General features: G+C 41.5%; 1 protein-coding gene. It reads right to left on the bottom strand.

What is annotated here, in order from left to right; translation table 11 throughout:
• Positions 1 to 52: 52 nt before the first annotated feature.
• Entirely contained in the window at positions 53 to 757 is a 705-nt protein-coding gene (locus WA249_RS18900; RefSeq protein ID WP_005144680.1) for an IS6 family transposase, read from the bottom strand.
• Positions 758 to 819 lie beyond the last annotated feature (62 nt).

Genomic DNA, 819 nt, shown 5'->3' with positions numbered 1-819 from the left:
GGCACTGTTGCAAATAGAGATTTGAGTCGATGATGTTCCCTTTAAAAAGTACTTAGAGACCGAAAACCCTGTTGATTAGACACACTTCACCCTGAGGCTGACCATAATAAAATGACGATGCTTGTCCTTTACGTAGTGCACGCATGACTTCAATACCTTTAATTGTGGCATAAGCCGTCTTCATAGATTTGAATCCTAATGTGGCCCTGATGATCCGCTTTAGCTTGCCATGATCACATTCAATCACGTTATTTTTATACTTAATCTGCCTGTGCTCAATATCTACTGGACATTTTCCTTCTCGCTTTAATCGTGATAAAGCATGGCCATAGGTCGCTGCTTTATCTGTATTGATGACCCGTGGAATTTGCCATTTTTTCACCGTATTGAAGATCTTTCCTAGAAAACTATAGGCTGATTTGGTATTACGTCTAGAAGAAAGATAAAAATCAATGGTATCGCCACGTTGATCGACTGCACGATACAGATAAGACCATCGTCCATTCACTTTTACATAGGTTTCATCAATATGCCACGAGCTCAGATCTGTAGGATTACGCCAATACCAGCGTAAACGTTTTTCTATTTCAGGAGCATAACGTTGAACCCAACGGTAAATAGTCGTGTGATCAACATTCACACCCCGTTCGGCCAGCATTTCCTGCAGTTCACGATAGCTAATGCCATATTTACAATACCAGCGCACAGCCCAAAGAATGATTTCGCCCTGAAAATGCCGACCATGGAAAGGATTCATATGCTGCACCTTTAGCTAAAACAGTCTTCAGCTTACCATTCGTGGTTATTTGCAACAGTGCC

It is taken from the genome of Acinetobacter sp. 161(2023) (assembly GCF_037027805.1).
Taxonomy (GTDB): domain Bacteria; phylum Pseudomonadota; class Gammaproteobacteria; order Pseudomonadales; family Moraxellaceae; genus Acinetobacter.
This window is presented reverse-complemented; position numbering and strand designations above follow the sequence as displayed.